Genomic DNA, 21,249 nt, shown 5'->3' on the forward strand with positions numbered 1-21,249 from the left:
CGAACCGCAATGTCGCAGCGACGGCCCTTGCCGCCCGGCCCGACTTGCCGTTATCTGCCTGTGTCATGACAAAGTTCTTCTTACTTCGCCCCACCGCGGCCCGCATTCGTCACCTTCCCGCACGCTACGCCACAGCCGCCCTTGCGGCCATCACGGCCTGCGGCCTGTCCGTGCAGGCCGCGCAGGCCGATCAGATCACGGTCTTTGCCGCCGCCAGCCTGAAAGATGCGATGGATGTCGCGGCCAGGGACTTCGAAGCCGAAAGCGGGCATGACCTGACGATCTCCTATGCTGGATCGTCGTCACTTGCGCGCCAAATTTCGCAGGGTGCACCGGCGGATCTATTCATCTCGGCCAATGTGACGTGGATGGACGTTCTTCAAGACGACGGACAGATCCTGCCTGAGACACGGGTTGACCTTCTGGCCAACACCCTTGTCCTAATCGCTCCGACCGACGCCACCCCACCCACAGTGAATGAGGTCAAGGACCTGGCCGGGTATCTGAACGGCCGCCGTCTTGCCATGGGGCTTGTCAACGCCGTGCCGGCCGGCATTTATGGCAAAGCCGCACTGGAAGATCTTGGTCAATGGGACGCACTCGCCCCCCTTGTGGCGCAGGCCGATAACGTCCGCGCCGCGCTGGCGCTGGTCGCCTTGGGCGAAGCGCCGCTTGGCATCGTCTATGGCAGCGACGCACAGGCCGAACCCAAGGTGCAGGTCGCCATGACCTTTGACCCCGCAGGCCACGCCCCGATCCGATATCCCGCCGCTGTGATCAAGGGTCAGAACGAGGCACCGGCCACCGAGCTTCTGAATTGGCTGCAACAAGACGCCGCCAAGCAGATCTTCTTTGATCACGGTTTCTCGGCGTTGGACGGGTCATGAGCGATTGGCTTGGCCCGGATGAATGGCAGGCAGTCGCGCTGTCGTTGAAGGTCGCGGGCTGGGCCACGCTTTTATCTTTGCCCCTCGCGATCTTCGTCTCCCACGCACTGGCGCGGTGGCAGTTTCCGGGCAAACAGGTCGTCAATGGCCTTGTGCATCTTCCGCTGATCCTGCCACCAGTCGTCACCGGCTATCTTCTGTTGCTGGTCTTCGGTATGAAAGGCCCCGGTGGGCGGCTGCTGGACGCGTTGGGACTTGGCATCGCGTTTCAATGGACGGGGGCGGCCCTAGCCGCCGCGATCATGGGATTTCCGCTGATGGTGCGCGCCATTCGCCTGTCGATCGAAGCGGTCGATCAGCGGCTTGAGGACGCTGCCGCCACCCTTGGCGCCCCACGTCCACTGGTCTTTGCCACCGTCACCCTGCCGCTGGCCCTTCCGGGTATCCTGACCGGTGCCGTCCTTGGGTTTGCGAAAGCCATGGGCGAATTCGGGGCGACGATCACCTTTGTGTCGAACATTCCGGGGCAGACGCAGACCCTGCCGTCGGCAATTTATAGTTTTTTGCAAGTGCCCGGTGGTGAAACTGCAGCAGTGCGTCTGGTCATCGTCTCGATCATCATCGCGATGGCCGCGCTGATCCTGTCCGAAGTCTTCGCCCGCCGCCTGTCCAACGGGATGGAGGGCGCATGACCCCTCCCGCCCTGTCCGTCCATCTGCATCAGGCGCTGTCCGGCTTCACGCTCGACGTGGACTTCGACGCACCCGCCGGGCTGACCGTGCTTTTCGGTGCCTCGGGGTCCGGCAAGACCTCGGTGATCGACGCGGTGGCAGGGCTAGGCCGGGCCGCAACCGGGCGCGTTGCCTTGGGCGACCGGGTGTTGATGGACAGCGCGCAGGGCCTATATCTGCCGCCGCACAAACGACGCCTCGGCTATATCTTTCAGGATGCCCGCCTGTTTCCACACATGAGCGTCGAGCGCAATCTGGACTATGCACGACGGATCACCCGCGCGCCCAGTGACCGCCCCGCCTTTGACCGCGTCGTCGAGATGCTGGGGATCGGCCCACTTCTGGCACGCCGGCCCAGCCGGTTATCGGGCGGCGAAAAGCAGCGTGTCGCCATCGGGCGCGCCCTGCTGGCCCGGCCCCGGCTGATCCTGGCCGACGAGCCCCTTGCCGCGCTGGACGACGCGCGCAAGGCGGAAATATTGCCGTATTTCGAGCGGTTGCGCGACGAAAGTGATGTGCCGATCCTCTATGTCACCCACGCCGCGACCGAGGTCGCGCGACTGGCCACCACCGTCGTCGCTTTGGACGCTGGCCGCGTAATCCGCCAAGGCACCGCCGCCGAGGTGCTGGGCGACCCCAGCTTTACCCCCGGCGGCGACCGCGCCATGGGCGCGGTGATCGAGGCCGTGGTGAAGACCCACCATGATGACGGCTTGACGGAACTGGATGCGGGCGGCGTACCCTTGCTGCTGCCACATATCGACCAATCACCCGGCGACCGGCTGCGTCTGCGCATCGCCGCGCAGGACGTGATCCTGTCCAAGACCCGGCCCGAGGGGATGTCGGCCCTGAACATCCTGCCCGGCACCATTGCCGACATCCATTATGGCAACGGTCCGCGGGCGGTCGTGTCGTTGGACAGCCCGGCAGGCCGAGTGCTGGCGCGGCTGACCAAACGATCCGTTCACGCGCTGGATCTGCGCGCGGGCGTCAAGGTCTTTGCGGTGGTGAAATCGGTGGCGGTTGCGCCGGGCGATGTGGGCGGGCCTGCCCGCTAAAGCTTGTCGCGCAGCGAAAACCAAAACATTGCCGCCACCAACAGCGGCCAGCGCATCGCCACCCCGCCGGGAAACCGGGGCGTGGGGACCGATGCCATCAGGTCAAAGCGCTCTGCTTGCCCCGCAATAGCCTCGGCCGCCATTTTGCCGCCCAGTGTCGCCATGGACACGCCATGCCCGGAATAGCCCGACGCCGTCAGCACATTGCCCTGAAGCCGCGCGAAATGTGGCATTCGGTTCAGGGTGATCCCCAACGTCCCGCCCCACGCATAATCGACCTTGGTGTCCTTCAGTTGCGGGTAAATCTCCAACATCGGTTTTGACACCAGCTTCACGATGTCTTTCGGGAACCGATAGCCATAGCTTTCCGCCCCACCGAACAGCATCCGGTTATCCGCAGACAGGCGGAAATAGTTGATCACGAACTTGCTGTCGGCGACCGCGTGCCCCTCGCGGATCAGCTCTTGTGCGAAGGCTTCATCCAAGGGTTCGGTGGCCAGGATATAGTTGTTGATTGGCATGACGCGGGCGGCGATCTGCCCCTCAGCATGGCCAAGGTAACCGTTGCAGGCCCAAAGCACGTGTTTGGCGGCGACCTTGGCGGTTTCGGTTTCGATCTGCACGGTTGCACCGTGGCTCAGGCCGGTGACGCGGCTGAGTTCGTGAATGCGCACGCCCTTGGCGGTCGCGGCCCGTGCCAACCCGAAGGCAAAGCGCAGCGGGTGGATATGCCCGCCCCCCATATCCAGCGTGCCGCCGTGATAAGCGGGTGAGCCGCAAAGGTGCCGCATCTCGTCCCGGTCCACGGGCCGGATCAGGTCATAGCCATATTCATCGTTCAGCTTGCGCGCATAGGCATGACTGTCGGGCACGAAACGCGGGCGGTGATCGGCGTGCAAGATGCCATCCGTGAAATCCGCGTCGGGTGCATGGGCTGCCACCAGATCGCGAACAAGCTGGACGCTTTCCAGCGATAAATCCCAAAGCTTGCGGGCATCGCCCTTCCCGACCATCTCCTCTAACGCGTCTTGTTCCAGCCGTTGACCGGTGCCGACCTGCCCACCATTTCGGCCCGAGGCGCCGAAGCCGACGCGCTGAGCCTCAAGCAGCACCACGTCAAAGCCACGTTCTGCCAAGTGAAGGGCGGCTGACAGCCCGGTAAAGCCGCCGCCGATGATGCAAACATCGCAATCCAACGCCCCTTTCGCGACCGGATAGGGGCCGGGCGCGTCGGCGGTTGCAGCATACCACGACTGCGGGTATTCCCCGCGCCGGTCATTGGCAGTCAGTAAATCCATGCGCCCCCCGAAGGCGAAGGGGCCGGCAGTCTCCCGGCCCTGTGGTCAGGTCAACCCGCGACCATCAGTCCTTTTTCTTTTACGATCTCATAGGCTTCATCCAACGACGTGCGGGCCCGGTCGATCAGCGTGTCGATCTCGGCCTTCGTGATAACCAAAGGGGGCGAGATCACCATCCGATCACCCACGTGGCGCATGATCATGTTATTGGCAAAGCACCGCTCGCGGGTGATATAGCCCACCGTCCCAGCGTCGGCAGCAAAGGGCGCGCGGCTGTCCTTGTCTGGCGTTAGGGCAAGCGACGCCATCATGCCGACAATCTTGGTTTCGCCCACAAAAGGGTGATCAGCCAGCGAATGCCACTTTTCGGCCAGATAAGGCGCTGTTTCCGCACCCACGCGATCCACGATCCCCTCTTCTTCCAAGATACGCAGATTTTCCAGTGCAACCGCACAGGCCACTGGATGGCCGGAATAAGTATAGCCGTGGTTGAACTCGGTCGCGGCAAGTACGCTTGCCACCTTGTCTGACACAATCGAGGCGCCGATGGGGACATAGCCCGAGCTGAGCCCCTTCGCGACGGTGATGATATCGGGGGTCAGGTCGTAGGTCTGCGTGCCGAACCAATTACCGGTGCGGCCAAAGCCCGTGATCACCTCGTCCAGCACCAGAAGGATATCGTATTTCTGGCAGATGCGCTGGATCTCGGGCCAATAGCTTTCGGGGGGGACGATTACCCCGCCCGCGCCCTGGATCGGCTCGCCAATGAAGGCCGCAACGCGGTCCGGGCCAATCTCTTTGATCTTGGCTTCAAGCTGGCGGGCGCGCTCCAGGCCGAATTCCTCGGGCGCCATGTCGCCGCCTTCGGCATACCAGTTGGGCTGGTCGATAAACTCGATCCCCGGAATCGGCAGGCTGCCCTGCCCATGCATCCCCTTCATGCCCCCCAACGACGTGCCACCGATGGTCGACCCGTGATAGGCGTTCCAGCGCGAGATGATGACATCCCGTTCCGGCTGGCCTTTTTCGGCCCAATAGGTGCGGATCATGCGGATATTGGTGTCATTCGCATCTGAGCCGCCATTGGCATAGAACACATGATTCAGATCGCCCGGCGCAAGTTCAGCCAGTTTCTGCGCCAGCGCGATGGCCGGCACATGAGTGGTTTGAAAAAAGGTGTTGTAATAAGGAAGCTCGCGCATCTGGCGGGCGGCGACATCAGCCAGTTCATCCCGACCGTAGCCGATATTGACACACCACAACCCGGCCATCGCATCCAAGATCTGCTCGCCTTCGCTATCCTTCAGCCAGATCCCATCAGCCGAGGTGATGACACGCGCGCCATGCTGCTTCAGGTCGTTATCCGTGGTGAACGGGTGCATATGGTGGGCGGCGTCGATGGCCTGAAGCTCGGCCGTAGGCAGGTGATTGGTGATCTTGTTCATATCATGAACTCCTAAAACAGTGCGCGGCAAAGCGGAGGGGGAATCGTCCACCCTGACCGCCTGCGAAAAGCTTGCGCCAGAATATGATCAAAAAACGCAGTGTCAACGACGACTCGCCAATATGATCAAATCTACTCCGCCAGCAAGGTCTGCCGAACCTGGGCGATTCCCTGTTCGATATCGCCGCGCACGGCGGCGGCAACGCGGTCGGCATCGCCCGATTCCAGCGCCTCAAGCGCCTCGATATGTTTGTCAGGCAGGTTGGTGGTGCCGTAGCGCCCCAATACAACACGCAAGGACGGACCGGCACGCAGCCACAGCATGTTTGCGATGGACGACAGAACCTCGGAATTCGCCAGATCGTAAAGATAGGCGTGGAACCGATAGTTATTTTCCAGATACCCCCGCACGTCGCCCCGGTCGATCGAAGCGTTCAGTTGATCATCATAAGCAACCAACCGATCAATATCCGCTGCACCTATGTTTTTCGTAGCCAAACGAGCCAACTCCGGCTCGATGCTCAGGCGTGCAAAGGCAATATCATTCCACTGCGCCATGTCCGGCTGCGGAACGGATACGCGCCGGTTGCCTTTAAAAACCAGCGCGCCTTCCGAAGTCAGCCGCCGGATCGCCTCGCGCACCGGGGTCATGCCGACATCGAGCCCCCCGACCAGCCCCTGTATCGTCACCGGCTGGCCCGGCGCCAGTTCGCCAAACAGAATCATCTCTCGCAGTTGGCGATAAACGCGTTGGTGGTCAGGCAGCTTGGCGGGTTTGTCGGACACATACGCCCCTTTCATCACAAGTGTTTGCCAATTCCGGCAGCAAAGATAATCTTTGAAAGCAATCTACTATGCCATCCGCAATTTTACCATATTGCGCCAAAGGTATTTATTTGATCAAATGTTGCAAAATGGGGCGTGCCCCAAAAACAGGGAGAGAACGAGACATGAAAAAGACTTGGGTAACATTAGGTGCCGCACTGGCCTTGGGGGCAACAGCCGCCACCGCCGAAGAGGTGCGCGTTTACAACTGGTCAGATTACATTGACGAAGATCTGCTGTCGCAGTTTGAGGAAGAAACCGGGATCGACTTGATCTATGACGTATTCGATTCAAACGAGGTTCTGGAAACCAAGATGCTGGCTGGTGGATCGGGCTATGACGTCGTAGTGCCGACCGCGTCCTTCATGGAGCGCCAGATTACGGCGGGTGTGTTTCAAACACTGGACAAGTCGAAGCTGCCCAATATCGACAACCTTTGGGACGTGATCGCCGAACGCACAGCGCAATTTGACCCCGACAACGCCTATTCGATCAATTACATGTGGGGCACGACGGGTATGGGGGTGAACGTCGAGAAGGTCAAAGAGGCTTTGGGCGACGATGCTGCAATTGACAGCCTCGCCCTGATCTTTGACCCGGCCAACATGGAAAAGCTGGCGTCCTGCGGCGTTCATATTCTTGATGCCCCCGACGAGGTGGTGCCAGCCGCACTGACCTATCTGGGCGAAGATCCCAACAGCCACGACCCGGAAGTTCTTGCCAAGGTCGAGCCGCTGATGTCGGCGATTTCGCCCTATGTTCAGAAATTCCACAGCTCGGAATACATTAACGCGATTGCCAACGGCGACATTTGTGTTGCCTTCGGCTGGTCCGGTGACATTCTTCAGGCACGTGACCGCGCGGACGAAGCGGATAACGGTGTGGAAATCGTCTATAATGCCCCGAAGGAAGGTGCACTGATGTGGTTTGACCAATTGGCCATTCCGGCTGACGCGCCCAACCCCGAAGGCGCGCACAAATTTCTGAACTTCATGCTAGATGCGAAAAACATGGCGGCGGCATCGAACTATGTCTATTACGCCAACGGCAACAAGGCCTCGCAAGAGTTTCTTGAGGAAGACGTAATCGGCGATCCCGCGATCTATCCGACGGAAGAGGCAATGGCGAACACCTATGTCAAAGGTGCGTATCCGTCCAAGGTCCAACGGGTCGTCACCCGTATGTGGACCGCGATCAAATCGGGCACCTAAGCCCGCCCGACCCCTCGCACGCAGTTGCGAGGGGTCTTTCACTCACCCGAGGTTTCCATGTCTGACACCGCACGTGCACCGGTCTGCGTTTTCGCGCCCTGGGACGATATCCAAGCCAAACCCCTGATCCAGTTTCAGAATGTCACCAAACGGTGGGGGGATTTTACTGCAATTGATGACCTGTCCATCGACATCTATGCTCAGGAATTCTTCGCGCTTCTGGGGCCGTCGGGCTGTGGTAAAACGACAATGATGCGGATGCTGGCCGGGTTCGAGACCCCAACCGAGGGCAAGATCCTGATCGACGGACAGAACGTCGCGCCCATCCCGCCCAACAAGCGGGCGGTGAACATGATGTTCCAAAGTTACGCGCTGTTTCCGCACCTGTCGGTGGCCGATAACATCGCCTTTGGGCTGAAACGCGACAAGATGCCAACAGACCAGATCACCGCGCGGATCGAAGAGATGTTGTCCTTGGTGCAGTTGAACAAGTTTGCCAACCGCAAGCCGCATCAAATATCCGGTGGGCAACGTCAGCGCGTGGCGCTCGCGCGGTCACTGGCCAAGGCGCCCAAGCTTCTGCTGCTGGACGAACCCCTTGGTGCACTGGACAAGAAACTGCGGCAGGACACACAGTTCGAATTGATGGACATTCAGGAAAAGACCGGCACGACCTTTGTGATCGTCACTCACGATCAGGAAGAGGCAATGACCGTCGCCAGCCGCATCGCCGTGATGGATCACGGCAAGATCATTCAGGTCGACACGCCTGCTAAAATCTATGAAGAGCCCCGCTCGATTTATGTTGCTGACTTTATCGGTGATGTAAACCTGATCGAAGGCAACGTATCGCGGACCACCGAAGGCCACGCGACCATCAGTTGGGCTGAGGGTCAGAACGAACTGACCGGCATTGCGCGCAATGATATCATTCCCGGCTCGGTTGCGACGCTGGCGGTGCGGCCCGAAAAGCTGAACATCTACACCTCGCGTCCCAAGGATCAAAGCAACGTGATCAAGGGCAAAGTGCTGGACATCGCCTATCTGGGCAACATGTCCACCTATGTGATTGAGACACCGACCGGCCAGCAGATCAAGGCACAAGTCGCCAATACGCGCCGCATCCAACGCCGTCAGATCACGTGGGAAGACAAGGTCTGGCTCAGCTTTACCGAAACGGCTGGCGTGGTGCTGAACCAATGAAACGCCTTGGCCTGATCCTTGTCCCTTATCTGTGGCTTTTGGCCCTGTTTCTGGTCCCCTTTCTGATCGTCTTGAAAATCAGCCTTTCGGACACCGAACTGGCCATCCCGCCCTACACCCCCACGCTGGACATCGCCGAAGGGTGGGAGGGGATCAAGACTTGGTGGGCCGGGCTTGATCTGGAAAACTACACTTGGCTTGCATCCGATGACCTCTACTGGAAAGCCTATCTGTCCAGCCTGAAGATCGCCGTCATCTCGACCCTGCTGACGCTGATTGTCGGCTATCCGATCGCCTACGGGATGAGCCGCGCGCCCGATGAATGGCGCCCCACCCTGATGATGCTGATCATCCTGCCCTTTTGGACCAGCTTTCTGATCCGCGTCTATTCGTGGAAGGCAATCCTGTCGAACGAAGGACTTTTGAACCAACTTCTGATTTATCTTGGCATCATCACGGACCCGCTGGTCATCCTGAACACCAACGTCGCCGTCTATATCGGCATCGTCTACACCTATTTGCCCTTCATGGTGCTGCCGATCTATTCTGCGCTGGAACGTCTGGACGAAAGCCTGCTGGAAGCGGCCGAAGACCTGGGCTGCTCGCGTTTCACCGCCTTCTGGCTGGTGACAATGCCCCTGTCAAAACAGGGCATCATCGCGGGTTCGTTCTTGGTCTTCATCCCGGCCATGGGCGAGTTTGTGATCCCGGCCCTGCTGGGCGGGTCAAAAACCCTGATGATCGGCAAGGTGCTGTGGGAGGAGTTCTTCTCGAACCGTGACTGGCCCGTTGCCTCGGCGGTTGCGGTCGTGCTGCTGCTGCTTCTGATCATCCCCATCGTCCTGTTCCAGCGGAACGAGGAAAAACAGCGCGAGGCCCAGAAATGAGACGTCTTTCGTGGTTCAACACCGTGTCCCTGTCGCTGGGCTTTGCGTTCCTCTATCTTCCGATGATCATCCTGATCACCTACTCCTTCAACGAAGGGAAACTTGTCACCGTCTGGTCGGGCTTTTCGACCAAGTGGTATGGCGAACTGTTCCGCAACGAAGCCTTCCTGAACGCCGCTTGGGTTACGTTAAAGGTCGCGGTGATGTCATCATCCATCGCCACCGTTCTGGGCACCATGGCGGCCTATGTCATGGTGCGCGCGGGCCGCTTTCCGGGACGCACGTTGTTCTCGGGCATGATCTACGCGCCCCTTGTGATGCCCGAAGTGATCACCGGCCTGTCGCTGCTGCTGCTGTTCATCGCCATTGGGCTGGATCGTGGGGTGCTGACGATTGTTCTGGCGCACACGACCTTTTCGATGTGCTTTGTGTCGGTCGTGGTCTCGTCCCGCCTTGTGACATTCGACCAATCGCTGGAAGAAGCCGCGCTTGACCTTGGCTGCACGGGGTTCGAGGCGTTTCGTCTTGTCACACTGCCCATCATCATGCCTGCCGTCGTCTCGGGTTGGCTTCTGGCCTTCACCCTGTCACTGGACGATCTGGTAATCGCCTCTTTCACCTCTGGCCCCAGCTCGACGACCTTGCCGATCAAGATTTTCTCGGCCGTCCGACTGGGGGTCAGCCCCGAAATTAACGCCCTGTCCACCATCATGATCGGTCTTGTCACGGTGGGGGTGATTGGCGCCTCGCTCACCTCGAAACGATCAATAGCCAAACGTCAGAAAGACGAACAAGAGGCCATCCAATGAGCAATTTTCTAGCCGAGTACGCCGCCTATTGCGAAACACATGGCCGCCCCGACCGGATCGAGCTGATGCTGTGCGACATCAACGCCGTTTTGCGCGGCAAATGGCTGCCGGGAGACGATGAAAAGAAAATTGCCGAAGGCGCGGTGCGTCTGCCCCTGTCGACCTATGCACCCAACATTCTTGGGGCCGAGGTTTCGGAAACGGGACTTGGCATTGTCGTTGGCGACCCTGACGGACGGATCGTGCCCATCCCCGGGTCATTAAAACCGGTGCCATGGGCCAAGGGCAACATGACGCAGGTGCAGGTCGAAATGCTTGACCCGGATACGGGGAAGATCAGTGAACTATCCTCGCGCAAGTTGCTGTCCAACATGGTCGACCGGTTCCACGACAAGGGCTGGCATCCGGTTCTGGCCAGCGAATTGGAGTTCTATCTGATCCAGCCCCGCAAAAGCGAAGACGAAGCCCCAACCCCGCCCGACCGCAGCCCGGACGCGCAGAACTATGATCTTGAAGTGCTGGAACGCACCCAAGACGTTCTGGACGACATTCTGGAAATGTGCGCCATTCAGGGTATATCCACCGACACGCTGATCGCCGAATACGGGCCGGGACAGTTTGAAGTCAATTTTCACCACACGCATGACGTAATGAAAGCCGCCGACACCGCGCTTCTGTTCAAACGCCTTGTGCGCGGCGTGGCGCGCAATCACGGTATGGAAGCCACTTTTATGGCCAAACCCTATGCCGACTTTCCTGGCAACGGGATGCACCTGCACGCCTCGGTCGTTGATACGGACGGCAAGAATATCTTTGACGATGGCAGCGGCAACGCCTCGGCCACGCTGCTTGCCGCCGTTGGCGGTGCTTTGAACACGATGCGGGAATTGCAGGCGATCTTTGCGCCGCATCTGAATTCTTATCGCCGCTATCGCCCGATGAGCTTTGCACCTTCGGCCCCCGACTGGGGATATGATAACCGCGCCGCCGGTGTGCGCCTGCCGGAAATCGCTGGCCCCGGTGCCCGGCTGGAGCATCGCATCGCAGGGGCAGATGTAAACCCGTATCTGGTTATCACGGCTATTCTAGGGGGCATGTTGCACGGGCTGGAAACAAACCCCGAATTACCCTTGCCACTTGATGATCCAAAAGCCGAAGCCGCCCCCCGTCTGACTGCCGACTGGATCCGCGCGGTCGACCGGTTTTCGCAATCAGACATCGCCGCAGACATCTTCGGCGAACGCTATCGTGACATCTATGCCGCCGTGCGGCTGGACGAGATTGACCAACTGACCAACGAGATCAGCCAGATCGAATACCGCGCCTATCTCGGCCGCCTCTGACGCCCGTGCCGCGCCGCATCTACGAAGACTACGCCTATGGCGACGCGGCGCGGGCCGAATGCATCTGGCCGCTGCCCCAAGGGCACTGGCCAGCGCTGGAAGGCGACGCGAGAGCCGAAGTCGCCATCATCGGCGGTGGCTACACCGGCCTGTCGGCAGCCCTGCACCTTGCGCAAGCGGGCGCTCACGTCACGCTGCTGGAAGCCCACAACCCGGGCTGGGGCGCTTCGGGACGGAACGGAGGGTTTTGCTGCATCGGCGGCGACAAGCTGGGCATCGGCCCCATCCGCAAACTTTTCGGAGCCGATGCGGCACACGGCTATGTCACTGCCCAGCGCGCCGCGATCGATCTGGTGCGCGATCTTCTGACCACCCACAACATCGACGCCGACACCCACTCCGACGGCGAGCTGCAGCTGGCCCACCACCCCCGCGTCATGTCGGCCCTACAAGCCGAACAGGACGAATGGGCAAACTATGGCGTAAAGACGCGGCTGATCGAACGTTCAGATTTGGCCGCAAAAGGCGTGACGGGCGCCTTCCACGGTGGGCTGCATGTGCCGCTGGGCTTCGCGCTGAACCCCGGCAAATATGCCGCCGGCCTTGCCGAAGCCGCCTGCAAAGCCGGTGTAACCGTCCATGCGCACAGCCCGGTCACCAACATCACCCGTTCAGAAGGCACCTACCTGCTCGAAACACCAACCGGGCGGCTGACTGCCGACAAACTCATCCTCGCCACCAATGGTTATGGCACCGACGGCCTGCCTGACTGGATGACAGGTCGCTACCTGCCGCTGCAATCCAACATCCTGGTGACGCGCCCCCTGACAGACGAAGAAATCAAGGCACAAGGCTGGACCACGGACCTGATGGCCTATGACAGCCGCCACCTGCTGCACTATTTCCGGCTGCTGCCCGACCGGCGCTTTCTGTTCGGGTCACGCGGCAACATCCGCGCGACCCAAAAAACACACGCGACGATGCGCGCGCGCCTGACCCGCGAATTCGGCGCACTTTTCCCCGCATGGGCCAAGGTCGAGACACCTTATTTCTGGTCAGGCCTCGTCAGCCTGTCGCGTGACCTGCTGCCCTATGTAGGCCCGATCGGGGACTGGGAAAACGCATGGGCGGGTATGAACTATCACGGAAACGGCGTCGCGATGGGCACTTGGGTTGGGGCAAAATTGGCTGATATGGCGCTTGGCACCTGCCAACAGGAACCCGTCCACACACGCCCCCTGCCCCGCTTTCCATTCCCCGCAATCCGCCGTGCCTATCTCTACCCCGCACTTGCGCGCTACCGCCTGCAAGACGGCCCGCCACCACGCTGACCCTGCGCGGTTTCTTCTGGCCCGAAATATCCTGGGGTGAATGCGCGACAGCGCAGAGGGGCAAGGCCCCTATTTCCCCAACACCCCGGCATAAATCTGACGCATTACGTTCTTCTGGACCTTGCCCATCGTATTGCGCGGCAAAGCCTCGACAACAACCACGCATTTGGGCTGCTTGAACTTTGCCAGACGCCCAGCAAGACCCGAAAGCACACTGGCCTCATCCAACGCAGCGCCAGACTCAGCCACCACGACGGCGACAACCGCTTCGCCGAAATCGTCATGCGGCACACCGATGACGGCACTTTCCTCCACACCGGGCAGATCGTCGATCACGGCCTCAACCTCTTTCGGATAGACGTTGAACCCCCCGGTGATGATCAGATCCTTGCTGCGTCCGACAATGGTCACATAACCCTCAGCGTCAATCATCGCCAGATCGCCCGTGATGAACCAACCGTCGGGGCGCAACTCCTCTGCCGTCTTGTCCGGCATTCCCCAATAGCCCGCAAACACGTTGTCGCCGCGCACTTCAAGCACACCGATCTGACCTTCAGGCAGCACAGCGCCGGTTTCAGGTTCGCAGACTTTGACCTCGACCCCTGGCAGAGCCAGCCCGACGGTCCCGGCGCGCCGCGCTCCGTCGTAGGGGTTCGAGGTGTTCATGTTGGTTTCGGTCATCCCGTAACGTTCAAGGATCGCGTGGCCCGTGACCTCGCTCCACTGCGCATGTGTCTCGGCCAGAAGTGGGGCCGAGCCAGACACGAACAGCCGCATATTCCGCGACGCCTCCGTCAAGCGGGGATCTTTCAGAAGCCGGGTATAGAAGGTCGGCACCCCCATCAGGGCCGTTGCGCTTGGCATGGCCTCAATGATCGCATCCGCATCGAAACTGGGCAGAAAAATCGCCGCGCCGCCTGCCATCATCGTCACATTGGTCGCCACAAACAGCCCATGGGTGTGATAGATCGGCAGCGCGTGAATCAGTACGTCCCGGTTCGAAAATCGCCAATAGTCGCACAGCGTCATGCTGTTTGACGCCAGTGCGCGATGCGTCAGCATCGCCCCTTTCGACCGCCCCGTGGTGCCCGAGGTGTATAGGATCGCCGCCAGATCCCGCGGGCCGCGCGGGATCGCTTTGAAACCGCTAGACTGCGCATCGCGTTGGTCGATCAGGGTCCCATCACCCCCCGCACCCAGCGTCAGGATACGGGTCACATTTGCCTGCTGCGCGACCGGGCTCAGCCCGTCTACTTGCGCGGGATCACACACGAAAACATGGGGGCTGGCGTCGTCCAGAAAATACGCGATCTCATCGGCTGTATAGGCCGTATTCAGCGGCAAGAACACGCCACCTGCCAGCACGGTGCCGACGTAAAGCTCCAGCATCTCAGGCGCTTTCTGGGCCTGCACTGCGACGCGATAACCGGGGCGAAGCCCCAACGCGACAAGGGCGGCGGCCATGCGTTCGGCATTGGCCCAGAACTGCCCATAAGTCGTCTCCGCTTCGGTCTGCCCGTTGATCAGGAAGGGGGCATCGTGGCGTCCGTCTGACCCGGAAGTGATCGCGCGGGCAAGGTGGTTCTGGTCGTACATTTTGGCCTCCTGTCGTTGGATCGGGATTAGCGGCGCAGGGCGTGCGGGTCAATCGGGCCCGAAACGGGGCGGGGTATGATCAAATTGACAAACCTTTCAATTATCCCATGTTGGGCGCATGAAAGACCCTAACATCTGCATCCCCTATTTCTCGGGCTTCGGCCATACGCGGCGCATCGCACAGACGATTGCTGAAGGTGCCGCCGCGCCCACCCGCCTGATTGATGTCGAATATATCACATCCGAGGATTGGCTGGCGCTGGACGCCGCAGACGCCATCATCTTTGGCGCACCCACTTATATGGGGTCGGCCGCTGCGCGCTTTTCCCTGTTTCTTGAACAGGTCGACACGCGGTGGGAACACGGGCATTGGGTCGACAAGATCGGCGCGGGCTTCACCACCGCCATCCACCCCTCGGGTGACAAGCTGGCGACGCTGCAACGTTTATCTGTCTTTGCCGCGCAAATGGGGATGATCTGGGTCGGTCCGTCAGATATCGGCGCGCCGGTCAAGCCGGACCGCCCAGGCCTGAACCGATACGGAAGCTGGCTGGGCCTGATGGTGACGGAACAACTCGGGGCAGCGGACGACCTGCCAGCTGATGACCTTGCCACGGCGCGCAGGTTTGGCAAACGGGTCGCTTCGGTCACGCAACGTTGGGCGGCGGGCTGCTGACAAAGAAAAACCCCCGCCACTGTTGCGGCAGGGGTCACGCGACAAAGATGCCGACTTATTTTTGAGTGATACGACCTTCTACCGTGGGCGCGACAGGCGCGGTCTTAATCATGTATTCGGCCAGAACATCCGCCACATCCGGCCCGAAATCATAGGCGTTTTCAGCGTCGCGGAACATCTTGTAACCGTCGCCGCCGTTGCGCACATAGTTGTTCGAAACGATACCATAGGTCTTGGCCGGATCAATCGCGACCCATTCACCATCTTGCATCACCAAAACCTCGGACACACGTTCGCCAACGGGTTTCGACGGATCGAACGTGTATTTCAGCCCGGCCACCTGCAGAAAGCGGCCTGCGACTTCTTCGTGCTGGCTGACGCCGTTTTCAAGCGCCTCGACGACAGTTTCACCGCTGACCTGAAAGGTGGACAGGGTGTTCTGGAAGGGCAGTACGGTCAATACCTCGCCCATTGTCACATCACCCGCGTCGATTGAAGCACGAATGCCGCCGCTGTTCTGGAGCGAGATCTGGATGCCCTGGTCCTTGACCCTGTCCAACATAGCGTCGGCAATCAGGTTGCCCATCGCGCATTCGACGGCGCGGCAGGTTTCGCGTTCGCCATCAATAACCTCCGAGGTTTCGGCAACGACCTCGTTGCGAATTTCATCCAGAGGCACGGCGGCTTCTGCGATGCGAGCGACAGTCGCTTCATCCTCGGCAACCGAGCCGTCCATGATGATCGGTTCGCCCTTAGCTTCGGTGATCTTGCCGTCGTCATCGAAGGTGACGTTCAACTCGCCCAGAAACTTGCCGTAAGCATAGGCCTGAACGATGGCAGTGTCGCCCACCATGGTCGGATAGGGGCCAACGGCATCCTCGTTCGTGTTGGACAAAAGCGTGTTGGTGTGGCCGCCCACGATGATATCGACACCGGTCGTTTCCTCGGCAACTCGTTGGTCCACGCCATAGCCAGAGTGGCTTAGAACGATGATCTTGTTCACACCCTGCTCGGTCAACTTGTCGACCTCGCCCTGCACGGCGTCCGCCGGATCGGTGAAAATCACGTTGGGGCCGGGCGATGCCAGTTCATCGGTATCTTGCGGGGTCAGGCCGATCAGGCCCAGTTTTTCGCCGCCCTGTTCGATGATCGTGGATTTTGCGAGCTTGTCGGCCAGCAATTCCTCGCCTGAAAAATCGGCGTTGGACATCAGGACCGGGAAATCCACCGCATCCATGAAGCCGCGCAGCACTTCGGGGCCGTCGTCGAATTCGTGGTTGCCCACGGTCATCGCGTCATATCCCATCTTGTTCATCATCTCGGCGGCCAGCTTGCCCTTGTAATAGGTATAAAACAGCGATCCTTGGAACTGGTCGCCGCCATCCACAAGGATCGAGTTGTTGGACCGCGCGCGCGCTTCCGCGATGGCGCTGACCAAACGGGCCGAGCCACCGAAGCACTTGCCTTCGGCGTTATCCTCGGCCGAACACCCCGCATCGTATTTGCTGATCGGTTCGAACCGGGCGTGGAAGTCGTTGGTGTGCAACACGGTCAGCGTGTAATCTGCTGACGCCGCCCCTGCGGTCACGGCCAGCGCCGCAACCGTTGTCATGAAACGTATAATCATTCGAAAGCTCCCTTTTATGGACAATTTGCAAACAGGTTGGCGCAGCCGGGCCACCTTGTCAAAGACCGTGATACGGGAGGTGTGTTACAGAGCGCCAGCTGGCCTGCCACGCGCAGTCCATTTGCACAGATAAACCAATGCAGCTTGACGACACGGCGCCAGCGCGGCACATCAGGATTATGCAGATTTACAAAATTCTTCGCGCCGATGAATGGCAAATGTTCCAGAATGCAGGCCAGACGCACGGTGCGCCGGTCGATCTGGCGGATGAGTACATTCATTTCTCAACCGCCGAACAGGTGCGCGAGACCGCCGCCAAGCACTTCGCAGGCGAGGACGGGCTGGTGCTGGTCGCGTTTGAGGCTGACGCCATGGGCGCGCAGTTGAAATGGGAGCCTTCGCGCGGCGGCGCGCTGTTTCCGCACCTGTATCGTGAACTTCTACTGTCCGAGGTGCTTTGGCACCAAGACCTGCCTATTAGTCCTGATGGACATATCTTCCCCGAGACAATGGCATGACCCAAATCGAAAAACTCGCGCTAAAGGCGCTGCACCAGATGGACCCCGAGCGGTCGCACGCCCTGTCACTCACGGCGCTAAAGGCAGGCGTCGTGCCCTTGCCGGGGGTGGTGACGACCGACCGGCTGAAGACCAAATTCTGCGGCATGGACCTTCTGAACCCCGTAGGGTTGGCGGCGGGCTACGACAAGAATGCAACCGTCGTCGACGCCCTGACCCAAGCGGGCTTCGGCTTTGTCGAGGTCGGCGCGGTAACGCCCCACGCGCAGCCCGGCAACCCCAAGCCGCGCTTGTTTCGACTGACCGAAGATCAGGCCGTTATAAACCGCTTTGGCTTCAATAACGAAGGCATGGACGCCGCTGCCACGCGTCTGGGCCGCCGGTCGCGGCTTCGCCCGGTGCCGGTGGGATTGAATCTGGGGGCTAACAAGGACAGCGACGACCGCGCGGCGGACTACGTGCGGGTTTTGGAAACCTGCGGCCCAGTTGTCGATTTTGCCACCGTCAATGTCAGTTCGCCAAACACGGAAAAACTGCGCGATCTGCAAGGGGCAGATGCGTTGCGCGGCCTGTTGTCCGGCGTGCTTGAGGCGCGCGAGGGGCTGGATAAACATACGCCGATCTTTCTGAAGATCGCCCCCGACTTGACCGATGCTGAACTGGCCGAAATCGCAAGCGTCGCCCAAGAAGTTAAAGTTGACGCGATCATCGCCACCAACACTACCCTGTCACGCGACGGCCTGCGCAGCCACCACAAGGACGAGGCCGGCGGCCTGTCCGGCCCCCCTTTGTTTGAGAAATCCACCCGCGTGCTGGCGCGCTTGTCGGAATTAACCGAAGGAACGATGCCGCTGATTGGTGTCGGCGGCATAGCCTCGGCCGAGGACGCATATCAAAAGATCCGCGCGGGCGCCTCGATCGTGCAGCTTTATTCGGCACTGGTTTATCACGGCATCAGCCTTGTCGAGAAAATCGCGCTGGGTCTTGATGAATTACTGGAACGCGACGGCTTCGAGCATGTCTCGGACGCCGTGGGCACAGGACGAAAGGATTGGCTATGACCGAGATCTGGCACAACCCCCGCTGTTCGAAATCGCGCCAGACGTTGGCGATCCTGGAAGACCGCGGCGAGAACGTGACCGTGCGTCGATATCTGGACGACCCACCTAACGAAGCCACCCTGCGCGCCGTTCTTGCCGCGCTGGATGCGGCACCAATCGACATCACCCGCACAGGTGAGAAGCGATTTAAAGAGCTGGGATTGACCAAGGACACGCCTGACGACGATTTGATTACCGCGATGGTCGCCCATCCGATCCTTATCGAACGCCCCATCGTGATCAAAGATGGCAAGGCTCGTGTGGGGCGCCCGCCGGACCGCGTCACAGAAATCCTTTAGGTCGATGCCTCCAAAGCCGGATAACGCAGGCCCAGCGTGACGCCGCGCGCTATGAACGACACCAACAGCGCCAGCCAAAGCCCATGATTGCCGAAAAGCGGCATCAGCGTCAGCACGGAGATGATATAGATCACGGCCGTCACAATCATCATGTTGCGCATGTCGCCCGTGCGGGTCGCGCCGATAAAGATGCCGTCCAGCATCCATGACGGCCACCCCACAAGCGGCGCGAACACCATATAGATCAGGAATACCCGCGCCGTCACGCGCACGTCTTCGGCGGTGGTCATCAGGTCTATCGCCGCCCCCCCGAACAACAGAAACCCCAACGCCAGCAGGGCCGAAATCCCGGCCCCCCATTGGCTGGACATGATCGCCGCCCGACGTAACGCGGCCTTGTTGCGCGCGCCCAGCGCCTGGCCCACGAACGTCTCGGCCCCAAAGGCAAACCCGTCCATCGCGTAAGCCGTTACATTCAGGAATTGCAGCAGGATCTGGTTGGCCGCGAGTTCGACATCCGAAAAACGTGCGCCAAAGAACATGAAGCTGGTGAAAATTGCAGTCAGCAGCAGCGAACGGATCATGATATCGGAGTTGACAACGGCCATACGGGTCAAGATCACTCGGTCCAGAACCCGTGCACGCTCGCGCCACGCCGGGTTGCGGAAAGCGTCCCGGCACAGCCACAACCCCAGTGCCGCTCCGCCAAATTCGGCGATCAAGGTGGCCACGGCCACGCCTTCGATCCCCCAGCCCAGACCAAGGACGAACCACAGGTCCAGCGCGATATTGATACCATTCATAGCGACCTGCAGCACCAGCACGGATCTGGCGCGCTCAAGCGCGATCAGCCAGCCGGTCAGCGCATAGATCGAGATGGCAAACGGCGCGCCCCAGATCCGGATCGAGAGATAGTCGCGCGCCATACCCTCGACCTCGGCCGAGGCTGGTGCGATTTGAAACGCCGCCCAGAACAGCGGGATTTGCAGCACAACGACCGCCAGCCCAGCCGTTCCCGCGATCATTAAGGCGCGGGTCAGCATCGCCGATACCTCGCCTGATCGCCCGGCGCCATAGGCTTGTGCCGTCAGGCCCGTGGTGCCCATTCTGAGAAAGCCGAACAGCCAATAGAACGTCGTGATCACCACCGCACCAATGCCAACCGCGCCAATCGGCGCGGCTTCGCCCAACTGTCCGATAACGCCGGTATCCACGACGCCCAGTATCGGCACGGTCACATTGGACAAGACAATCGGCCCCGCGACCGCAAGAATCCGGCGGTGGGTGATCTGCACGGCGCGTGCGGTCATTGCTGGGGCATCAGGAAATGGCCCGTCGCCTGTGCGTAAAGTTTGTTACGTTGGTCCTGCCATGCCTCGACATGCACCGACGCATAGCGCCGCCCTTGCCGCACGATCCGCGCACGCGCATAGGCGTCACGCGGCAGGCCCGACCGCAGGTAGTCGATCGAGAAGTCGATAGTTTTCGGCAAATAGGGCAGGTTGTCGGGCCCAAGCGTGCCGGGGTCCAGCTTGCCTGTCTCCATGTCCTCCCAAAGTGACACCCAACTGAGTTCGATCACCGCAGCCGTTTCCAGAAAGGCCGCCGTGACACCACCGTGGATGGCTGGCAGCAGGGGGTTGCCGATCAGCTGTTCGGAGAACGGCAAAACTGCGGTCAGCTCATCCCCGTGCCGCTCCACCGTGATGCCCAGAAACTGAAGATAGGGTACGCAGTCCACAATCGCCGACAGGGTGTCGTCACGGCGCTTCTTGACCACCTCGACCGATTCGGGGCGCAGACGCTTTGGCGGGATGCTCATGGTTTGTCGCTCCCGCTGATCTCGGTCGAGATCTCGGTAGATCTCCGTTTCGGGTCGCCATCTGCTGAAAATGCGCCGGTTGCCGTGGCCACGGGCCGACTTTCATCTTCATCCAACGCCACAGCGCGCACGAAGGCAACCGATCGCGTGACGTGATAACACGTGGCGCGGGCAGTGATCCTTTGGCCGGGCGTCGCGGGGCGCATATAGTCGATACGCAGATCAATGGTGGCGGTGATCGCCGGGGCGTCAGGGTGGCTCATCACAGCCGATCCGCAACAGGTATCCATCAGCGCCGACACAGCGCCGCCGTGGATCACGCCGGAACGCGGATCGCCAATGAAACGCTTGTCGTATGGCATGGACATCACCGCCTCGCCGTCCCCCAGTTCATCAAGGGTCATCCTCAGAGCTCCGCAATGGGGAATGGCCTCGGTGAACTTCCGTGCAATCTCGGCCTTCTTTTCCGGCGTCAGATTCTTGATCATCACGCAGCCCCTTCTGGTTGTTCGTGCCATTTATTGGCAATGGCTTACCGCGCGTCCAGCCCCAACTTTGATAGGCACCGTTGGCGGGGCCGTGGT

The 21,249-nt window shown here is 60.4% G+C and carries 21 protein-coding genes; 13 read left to right on the forward strand and 8 right to left on the reverse strand.

Features of this window, described 5'->3' with window-relative positions; all coding sequences use genetic code 11:
- Positions 1 to 65 precede the first annotated feature (65 nt).
- From modA to modC, 3 genes are read left to right on the forward strand one after another with little or no spacing between them, the layout of a single operon-like run.
- A complete protein-coding gene (gene modA / locus MN186_RS11995; protein WP_242114601.1) occupies positions 66 to 887 on the forward strand; it encodes a molybdate ABC transporter substrate-binding protein in 822 nt (273 codons plus the stop codon).
- A complete protein-coding gene (modB, locus tag MN186_RS12000) occupies positions 884 to 1,579 on the forward strand; it encodes a molybdate ABC transporter permease subunit (RefSeq protein ID WP_242114602.1) in 696 nt (231 codons plus the stop codon). The genes modA and modB overlap by 4 nt, the downstream gene beginning before the upstream one ends.
- Entirely contained in the window at positions 1,576 to 2,676 is a 1,101-nt protein-coding gene (gene modC / locus MN186_RS12005; protein WP_242114603.1) for a molybdenum ABC transporter ATP-binding protein, read from the forward strand. The genes modB and modC overlap by 4 nt, the downstream gene beginning before the upstream one ends.
- On the opposite strand, the gene MN186_RS12010 is transcribed toward modC, so the two are convergent.
- The 3 genes from MN186_RS12010 to MN186_RS12020 form a co-directional block, all read right to left on the reverse strand.
- Positions 2,673 to 3,974 carry an NAD(P)/FAD-dependent oxidoreductase gene (locus MN186_RS12010; protein ID WP_242114604.1) on the reverse strand — a complete coding sequence of 434 codons (1,302 nt, stop codon included), beginning with the start codon at positions 3,972 to 3,974 and terminating at the stop codon, positions 2,673 to 2,675. The genes modC and MN186_RS12010 overlap by 4 nt on opposite strands.
- Before the next feature lie 50 nt (positions 3,975 to 4,024).
- Positions 4,025 to 5,419 carry an aspartate aminotransferase family protein gene (locus MN186_RS12015; protein WP_242114605.1) on the reverse strand — a complete coding sequence of 465 codons (1,395 nt, stop codon included), beginning with the start codon at positions 5,417 to 5,419 and terminating at the stop codon, positions 4,025 to 4,027.
- Between the two features lie 131 nt (positions 5,420 to 5,550).
- The gene (locus MN186_RS12020; RefSeq protein WP_242114606.1) at positions 5,551 to 6,204 is read right to left on the reverse strand and encodes a GntR family transcriptional regulator; all 654 of its coding nucleotides are present in this window, start codon (positions 6,202 to 6,204) and stop codon (positions 5,551 to 5,553) included.
- A 164-nt stretch (positions 6,205 to 6,368) separates the two neighbouring features.
- On the opposite strand from MN186_RS12020, the gene MN186_RS12025 reads away from it, so the two are divergent.
- From MN186_RS12025 to MN186_RS12050, 6 genes are read left to right on the forward strand one after another with little or no spacing between them, the layout of a single operon-like run.
- Positions 6,369 to 7,454, forward strand: coding sequence for a polyamine ABC transporter substrate-binding protein (locus MN186_RS12025; RefSeq protein ID WP_242114607.1), 1,086 nt, complete (start codon positions 6,369 to 6,371; stop codon positions 7,452 to 7,454).
- A gap of 57 nt (positions 7,455 to 7,511) precedes the next feature.
- A complete protein-coding gene (locus tag MN186_RS12030; protein WP_242114608.1) occupies positions 7,512 to 8,657 on the forward strand; it encodes an ABC transporter ATP-binding protein in 1,146 nt (381 codons plus the stop codon).
- Positions 8,654 to 9,544 (forward strand): ABC transporter permease, encoded by an 891-nt coding sequence (locus MN186_RS12035; RefSeq protein ID WP_242114609.1) that lies wholly within the window; start codon positions 8,654 to 8,656, stop codon positions 9,542 to 9,544. Before MN186_RS12030 ends, MN186_RS12035 begins: the two co-directional genes overlap by 4 nt.
- A complete protein-coding gene (locus MN186_RS12040) occupies positions 9,541 to 10,353 on the forward strand; it encodes an ABC transporter permease (protein WP_242114610.1) in 813 nt (270 codons plus the stop codon). Before MN186_RS12035 ends, MN186_RS12040 begins: the two co-directional genes overlap by 4 nt.
- The gene (locus MN186_RS12045; protein WP_242114611.1) at positions 10,350 to 11,696 is read left to right on the forward strand and encodes a glutamine synthetase family protein; all 1,347 of its coding nucleotides are present in this window, start codon (positions 10,350 to 10,352) and stop codon (positions 11,694 to 11,696) included. The genes MN186_RS12040 and MN186_RS12045 overlap by 4 nt, the downstream gene beginning before the upstream one ends.
- Before the next feature lie 5 nt (positions 11,697 to 11,701).
- Complete coding sequence (locus MN186_RS12050; RefSeq protein ID WP_242114612.1) at positions 11,702 to 13,027, forward strand: NAD(P)/FAD-dependent oxidoreductase; 1,326 nt, start codon at positions 11,702 to 11,704, stop codon at positions 13,025 to 13,027.
- A gap of 69 nt (positions 13,028 to 13,096) precedes the next feature.
- Here the strand turns inward: MN186_RS12050 and MN186_RS12055 are convergent, their stop codons facing one another.
- Positions 13,097 to 14,623, reverse strand: coding sequence for a malonate--CoA ligase (locus MN186_RS12055; RefSeq protein ID WP_242114613.1), 1,527 nt, complete (start codon positions 14,621 to 14,623; stop codon positions 13,097 to 13,099).
- A 118-nt stretch (positions 14,624 to 14,741) separates the two neighbouring features.
- Between MN186_RS12055 and MN186_RS12060 the strand changes: the two genes are divergently transcribed.
- On the forward strand, positions 14,742 to 15,299 hold the full coding sequence (locus tag MN186_RS12060; protein WP_242114614.1) for a flavodoxin family protein: 558 nt from the start codon (positions 14,742 to 14,744) through the stop codon (positions 15,297 to 15,299).
- A 55-nt stretch (positions 15,300 to 15,354) separates the two neighbouring features.
- On the opposite strand, the gene MN186_RS12065 is transcribed toward MN186_RS12060, so the two are convergent.
- Positions 15,355 to 16,926: a bifunctional metallophosphatase/5'-nucleotidase gene (locus tag MN186_RS12065; RefSeq protein ID WP_242114615.1), complete on the reverse strand. Its 1,572-nt coding sequence runs from the start codon at positions 16,924 to 16,926 to the stop codon at positions 15,355 to 15,357.
- Positions 16,927 to 17,105: 179 nt separating this feature from the next.
- On the opposite strand from MN186_RS12065, the gene MN186_RS12070 reads away from it, so the two are divergent.
- Genes MN186_RS12070 through arsC form a run of 3 tightly spaced genes read left to right on the forward strand, consistent with a single transcriptional unit; the run spans position 17,106 to position 18,843 of the window.
- Entirely contained in the window at positions 17,106 to 17,444 is a 339-nt protein-coding gene (locus MN186_RS12070; RefSeq protein ID WP_242114616.1) for a DUF952 domain-containing protein, read from the forward strand.
- Positions 17,441 to 18,505 (forward strand): quinone-dependent dihydroorotate dehydrogenase, encoded by a 1,065-nt coding sequence (locus MN186_RS12075; protein ID WP_242114617.1) that lies wholly within the window; start codon positions 17,441 to 17,443, stop codon positions 18,503 to 18,505. Before MN186_RS12070 ends, MN186_RS12075 begins: the two co-directional genes overlap by 4 nt.
- Positions 18,502 to 18,843 carry an arsenate reductase (glutaredoxin) gene (gene arsC, locus MN186_RS12080; protein ID WP_242114618.1) on the forward strand — a complete coding sequence of 114 codons (342 nt, stop codon included), beginning with the start codon at positions 18,502 to 18,504 and terminating at the stop codon, positions 18,841 to 18,843. The genes MN186_RS12075 and arsC overlap by 4 nt, the downstream gene beginning before the upstream one ends.
- Here the strand turns inward: arsC and MN186_RS12085 are convergent.
- The 3 genes from MN186_RS12085 to MN186_RS12095 are packed head-to-tail and all read right to left on the reverse strand — an operon-like array spanning position 18,840 to position 21,153.
- Positions 18,840 to 20,153: an MATE family efflux transporter gene (locus MN186_RS12085; RefSeq protein WP_242114619.1), complete on the reverse strand. Its 1,314-nt coding sequence runs from the start codon at positions 20,151 to 20,153 to the stop codon at positions 18,840 to 18,842. The genes arsC and MN186_RS12085 overlap by 4 nt on opposite strands.
- Complete coding sequence (locus MN186_RS12090; protein ID WP_242114620.1) at positions 20,150 to 20,665, reverse strand: PaaI family thioesterase; 516 nt, start codon at positions 20,663 to 20,665, stop codon at positions 20,150 to 20,152. Before MN186_RS12090 ends, MN186_RS12085 begins: the two co-directional genes overlap by 4 nt.
- Positions 20,662 to 21,153, reverse strand: coding sequence for a PaaI family thioesterase (locus MN186_RS12095; RefSeq protein WP_242114621.1), 492 nt, complete (start codon positions 21,151 to 21,153; stop codon positions 20,662 to 20,664). The genes MN186_RS12090 and MN186_RS12095 overlap by 4 nt, the downstream gene beginning before the upstream one ends.
- Between the last annotated feature and the right edge of the window lie 96 nt (positions 21,154 to 21,249).

The sequence above is a fragment of the Aliiroseovarius sediminis genome (assembly GCF_022678485.1).
In the GTDB taxonomy this organism is placed as follows: domain Bacteria; phylum Pseudomonadota; class Alphaproteobacteria; order Rhodobacterales; family Rhodobacteraceae; genus Aliiroseovarius; species Aliiroseovarius sediminis.

Coding starts and splice junctions, on each gene's coding strand:
- MN186_RS12060 (WP_242114614.1), top strand. CDS start 14,742: ATGAAAGACCCTAACATCTGCATCCCCTATTTCTCGGGCTTCGGCCAT.
- MN186_RS12025 (WP_242114607.1), top strand. CDS start 6,369: ATGAAAAAGACTTGGGTAACATTAGGTGCCGCACTGGCCTTGGGGGCA.
- MN186_RS12040 (WP_242114610.1), top strand. CDS start 9,541: ATGAGACGTCTTTCGTGGTTCAACACCGTGTCCCTGTCGCTGGGCTTT.
- MN186_RS12075 (WP_242114617.1), top strand. CDS start 17,441: ATGACCCAAATCGAAAAACTCGCGCTAAAGGCGCTGCACCAGATGGAC.
- MN186_RS12085 (WP_242114619.1), bottom strand. CDS start 20,153: ATGACCGCACGCGCCGTGCAGATCACCCACCGCCGGATTCTTGCGGTC.
- MN186_RS12010 (WP_242114604.1), bottom strand. CDS start 3,974: ATGGATTTACTGACTGCCAATGACCGGCGCGGGGAATACCCGCAGTCG.
- modA (WP_242114601.1), top strand. CDS start 66: ATGACAAAGTTCTTCTTACTTCGCCCCACCGCGGCCCGCATTCGTCAC.
- modB (WP_242114602.1), top strand. CDS start 884: ATGAGCGATTGGCTTGGCCCGGATGAATGGCAGGCAGTCGCGCTGTCG.
- arsC (WP_242114618.1), top strand. CDS start 18,502: ATGACCGAGATCTGGCACAACCCCCGCTGTTCGAAATCGCGCCAGACG.
- MN186_RS12095 (WP_242114621.1), bottom strand. CDS start 21,153: ATGATCAAGAATCTGACGCCGGAAAAGAAGGCCGAGATTGCACGGAAG.
- MN186_RS12070 (WP_242114616.1), top strand. CDS start 17,106: ATGCAGATTTACAAAATTCTTCGCGCCGATGAATGGCAAATGTTCCAG.
- MN186_RS12065 (WP_242114615.1), bottom strand. CDS start 16,926: ATGATTATACGTTTCATGACAACGGTTGCGGCGCTGGCCGTGACCGCA.
- MN186_RS12035 (WP_242114609.1), top strand. CDS start 8,654: ATGAAACGCCTTGGCCTGATCCTTGTCCCTTATCTGTGGCTTTTGGCC.
- MN186_RS12015 (WP_242114605.1), bottom strand. CDS start 5,419: ATGAACAAGATCACCAATCACCTGCCTACGGCCGAGCTTCAGGCCATC.
- MN186_RS12045 (WP_242114611.1), top strand. CDS start 10,350: ATGAGCAATTTTCTAGCCGAGTACGCCGCCTATTGCGAAACACATGGC.
- MN186_RS12090 (WP_242114620.1), bottom strand. CDS start 20,665: ATGAGCATCCCGCCAAAGCGTCTGCGCCCCGAATCGGTCGAGGTGGTC.
- MN186_RS12055 (WP_242114613.1), bottom strand. CDS start 14,623: ATGTACGACCAGAACCACCTTGCCCGCGCGATCACTTCCGGGTCAGAC.
- modC (WP_242114603.1), top strand. CDS start 1,576: ATGACCCCTCCCGCCCTGTCCGTCCATCTGCATCAGGCGCTGTCCGGC.
- MN186_RS12030 (WP_242114608.1), top strand. CDS start 7,512: ATGTCTGACACCGCACGTGCACCGGTCTGCGTTTTCGCGCCCTGGGAC.